Source organism: Cellulomonas timonensis (genome assembly GCF_900046455.1).
Lineage (GTDB): Bacteria > Actinomycetota > Actinomycetes > Actinomycetales > Cellulomonadaceae > Cellulomonas_A > Cellulomonas_A timonensis.
Genome location: NZ_FCOT01000003.1, coordinates 1 through 3,442 on the forward strand (window position 1 = coordinate 1; position 3,442 = coordinate 3,442).

The window sequence follows — 3,442 nt, forward strand, 5'->3', positions numbered from 1 at the left end:
GGGGGCGGGTGGTGGGTGGGGGGCGGGGGCGGGGGGGGCGCTCTGGACATGGTGGGTGCTCTGGGCGTGGTGGGCGCGCGGGGTGGCGTCGGCGCGTCGACGTTGGCCGCAGCGCTCGCCCACCGTCTGGCCCGCACCGCGCCCACCTGCCTGGTCGACCTTGAGGAGGCCGGCAGCGGGATCGACGTGCTCGTGGGACTCGAAGAGTCCGGAGGGCTGCGCTGGCCCGACCTCGCCGACGCGCGCGGCACAGTCTCGGGCGCGGATCTGACGGCACTGCTGCCACGGTGGGGCGGGTGCGCCGTGCTCAGCGCCGATCGCATGCGCCCTGGCCCGCCACCCGCCGACGCGGTCGCCGACGTGCTCAGCGCCCTCGCTGAGCAGCACGCGCGCCTGGTGCTCGACCTCGACCGCGCCGACGTGCTCGCTCGGGGGCCCGCCTTGGCCGCCTGCGGCACGGTGCTCGTCGTCGTCACCCGCGACCTGCGGGGCGTGGCGGGCGCACTGGCCCTGCGCCCCGCGCCGCTCGGCGTCGTGCCGGGCGTGCGGCTCGTGGTCCGTGGCCCCGCACCGGGCGGGCTCGGCGCGCTCGAGCTCGCGCACGTCGTCGACCTGCCCATCGCCGCGAGCATGACGACTGACCGGCGTCTGCCCGAGGCCGTCGAACGAGGCGGCGGTCCCGTGCCCCGGCGCGGGCCGCTCGCGCGCGCCGTGACCGGGCTCGTCCGTGACCTCGGATGAGCGGGCTCGAGCGCGTCGCGCAGCCCGACGGCCCACACCCCGGCCGGCCGCCGGACCGCACGGTGCGAAGGGCCGATCCGGTGCTGCTCGACGCGGTGCGCGCGCGGCTCGCACGCCACGGGCCGCAACCCACCGCCGAGGACGTGACCGAGGCCGTGCGGTCAGCCGGAACGGTGCTGGGCAGCCAGGCCCTCGCCGAGCTCGGCGCGGCCGTCCGGGCCGAGGTGCTCGGCGCCGGGCCGCTCCAGAGGCTGCTCGACGACCCCGAGGTCACCGACGTGCTGGTCAACGCCCCCGACCAGGTCTGGGTGGAGCGCGCGGGCCGGCTCGAACGGTCGGCCATCGACCTGGGGACGCCCACGCAGGTGCGCGACCTCGCGGTGCGGCTCGCCGCAGCAGGAGGGCAGCGACTCGACGACGCGAGCCCCACCGTCGACGCGCGGCTGCCCGACGGCTCCCGCCTGCACGCCGTGCTGCCCCCGGTCGCAGGCGGCTGCGCCCTCATCTCGCTGCGGACGCTGCGCCGTCAGGCGTTCACCCTCGACGAGCTCGTCCGCGCCGGCAGTGTGGCGCCCGGACTCGTCCCCGTGCTCCGGGCCCTCGTCGCCGCGCGTGCCAGCTTCCTTGTCTCGGGCGCCACCGGCACCGGCAAGACCACTCTGCTCTCCGCGCTGCTCTCCCTCGTCGCTCCCACCGAGCGGATCGTGTGCATCGAGGAGTCCGGCGAGCTGGCGCCTGACCACCCACATGTCGTCCGCCTGCTCGCCCGCGCCGCCAACGTCGACGGAGCCGGGGCCATCGGTCTCTCGGACCTCGTGCGGCAGGCGCTGCGCATGCGGCCCGACCGCATCGTGCTCGGCGAGTGCCGCGGCGCCGAGGTCCGCGACGTCCTCACCGCCCTCAACACCGGACACGAGGGTGGGTGCGCGACCCTGCACGCGAACACCGCGGCGGACGTCCCCGCGCGGCTTGAGGCGCTCGCCGCGCTCGCGGGGATGAGCAGGGAGTCCGTCGCCGCGCAGGCGGCAAGCGCCCTGGACGCGGTGGTCCACCTGCGCCGGGACGGCCCGCGCCGGTACATCGCCGCGGTCGCCGTGGTGCGGCGGGCGCCCACGGGCGAGTTGGCGGTCGAGACCGCCGTGGACGTCACCCCGGGTGGGCTCCCGGTGCGCGGCCCCGGATGGGAGGCGCTGGCGCGCCGGATGGGCGCATGAGCGCGACCGTCGGGATCCTCGTCGCCGCCGCGCTCCTCGTCGGGGCAGGGCCCCGGGGCCGGGTTCTGCATGAGGGCGGGCGACCGATGCTGACTGGGTCTCCCGGGGCTGCGAGGTGGTGGAGACCCGCAGGGCGGCGGACGACGGCGGCGCCCGATCTGGCCGAGGTGCTCGCGGCCACGAGCGCGGCCCTGCGATCGGGCAGTCCACCGGGTGAGGCATGGCATCGCACGCTGGGGTCGCCGACCGGCGCGGACGGGCTGCCCGCCTGGGGCCCGCTCGTCGCGCTGGACCAGTCGCCCGGCGGCCAGGGGCGTCACGCCCGGGCGGTGGTCGCGGCGTCTCGGCTCGCACGAAGCCTGGGCGCCCCCTTGGCTCCCGTCCTCGACCGGGTGGCCGAGGCTGTCGCCGCCGATGCCGAGGTGGACGCCGAACGACGGGCGGCGCTCGCGGGCCCACGCTCCACGGCCGCCGTGCTGGGCTGGCTGCCCGTCCTCGGCCTGCTGCTGGGGTTCGCGCTGGGCGCTGACCCCGTCGAGGTGGTGCTCCGCGGGGGCCTGGGCGCCGCGTCAGCCGTGCTCGGCGGCGCGCTGCTGCTCCTGGGCCGCTGGTGGACGGCCCGATTGCTGGCTCGTGCGGCATCAGCGGGCGACATCGGATGACGCCGATGGAGACAGGCGCGGCCGTCGCCGCGCTCCTCGGGCTCGCCGCGGTGTGCTGGCGGGCCCCGCCGTCGCGACGCCTCCGCGGGATCGCGCGCGGCGCCGCAGCGGGAGGGCGTCCCCGCGCCCGTGCGCATGCTGGTCGTCCGCGAGGTCGGGGCGCCGATGTGGCGCGGGCGGATCCGGTCGACGTCGTGCTGGTGCTCGAGCTGGTCGAGGTGGCCGTGGCGGCAGGCGTCGCGGTGCCGCGCGCGTTGCAGGCGGTCGGCGAGGCCGTCGGCGGAGTCGAGGGCGACGCCCTGGTCCACGCCTCGGCGGCGCTGGTGCTGGGCGCGTCGTGGGAGGCGGCCTGGGCCCGTGCCCCGGAACGGCTCGGCGCCGTCGCCGTCTGCCTGCGCCCGGCCTGGCTGGCCGGAGCCGCACCGGGTGGGGCGCTGCGGGCCCAGGCGGCGACGCTCCGTCGAGGACGCCTGCGCCATGCGCGCGAGGCGGCCGGGCGCATGGGAGTGCATCTCGTCCTGCCGCTGGGGCTGTGCTTCCTGCCGGCGTTCGTGCTGCTCGGCCTCGTGCCGGTGATGCTCTCGCTCGCCGACGGGCTGCTCGGATGACCGGGGCACGAGTGATCCGCGGTGGTCGCCGCCCGCCGTGCTGCCGTCTCGCCCGCCCACCCACAGTCGCGCCGTTTGAGGCTCCGGCCAGCAGCGGGCGACAGGGCGGACGCCCACGGATCGCCCCGTCGTCCAACGTGGCGCAGAGCGGCCCCGGACGGCGGGATCGCGGGGAGGGGTTCGCGATGACGGAGACGACCGGGACGGCTGAGAAGGC

At 77.7% G+C, this 3,442-nt stretch carries 4 protein-coding genes; all 4 read left to right on the plus strand.

Features of this window, described 5'->3' with window-relative positions:
* Window positions 1-741, plus strand: a 741-nt coding sequence (ssd, locus tag BN3788_RS00040; protein WP_315969727.1) for a septum site-determining protein Ssd, incomplete at its 5' end; no start/stop codon positions are given.
* Window positions 738-1,955, plus strand: coding sequence for a TadA family conjugal transfer-associated ATPase (locus BN3788_RS00045; protein WP_082812439.1), 1,218 nt, complete (start codon window positions 738-740; stop codon window positions 1,953-1,955). The genes ssd and BN3788_RS00045, both read left to right, overlap by 4 nt.
* Window positions 1,952-2,617, plus strand: coding sequence for a hypothetical protein (locus tag BN3788_RS00050; protein ID WP_082812440.1), 666 nt, complete (start codon window positions 1,952-1,954; stop codon window positions 2,615-2,617). Before BN3788_RS00045 ends, BN3788_RS00050 begins: the two co-directional genes overlap by 4 nt.
* Before the next feature lie 5 nt (window positions 2,618-2,622).
* Window positions 2,623-3,225 carry a type II secretion system F family protein gene (locus tag BN3788_RS00055; RefSeq protein ID WP_159066832.1) on the plus strand — a complete coding sequence of 201 codons (603 nt, stop codon included), beginning with the start codon at window positions 2,623-2,625 and terminating at the stop codon, window positions 3,223-3,225.
* Window positions 3,226-3,442: the final 217 nt, after the last annotated feature.

Bases quoted from the DNA above. Each gene is read 5' to 3' on its own strand.
- BN3788_RS00045 (WP_082812439.1), top strand. From the start codon at position 738: ATGAGCGGGCTCGAGCGCGTCGCGCAGCCCGACGGCCCACACCCCGGC.
- BN3788_RS00050 (WP_082812440.1), top strand. From the start codon at position 1,952: ATGAGCGCGACCGTCGGGATCCTCGTCGCCGCCGCGCTCCTCGTCGGG.
- BN3788_RS00055 (WP_159066832.1), top strand. From the start codon at position 2,623: ATGGAGACAGGCGCGGCCGTCGCCGCGCTCCTCGGGCTCGCCGCGGTG.